At 56.6% G+C, this 228-nt stretch carries 1 pseudogene; it reads left to right on the forward strand.

Going from position 1 to position 228, the window contains the following annotated elements:
- Positions 1-228: pseudogene (locus BEG40_RS21640) on the forward strand (host specificity protein); the annotation flags it as partial.

Genomic DNA, 228 nt, shown 5'->3' on the forward strand with positions numbered 1-228 from the left:
AAATCACGCTGCCATCCTCCGGTACCACGCTGATAAGCCTGGTTGACGGAAGTGGTAATCCGGTCAGCGTGGAGGTTCAGTCCGTCACCGACGGACTTAAGGTGAAAGTGAATCGGGTTCCTGACGGCGTTGCAGAATACAGTGTGTGGGGGCTGAAGTTGCCGACGTTGCGTCAGCGCCTGTTCCGCTGTGTGAGTATCCGTGAGAACGATGACGGCACGTATGCCA

The sequence above is a fragment of the Escherichia sp. MOD1-EC5495 genome (assembly GCF_002965965.1).
In the GTDB taxonomy this organism is placed as follows: domain Bacteria; phylum Pseudomonadota; class Gammaproteobacteria; order Enterobacterales; family Enterobacteriaceae; genus Escherichia; species Escherichia ruysiae.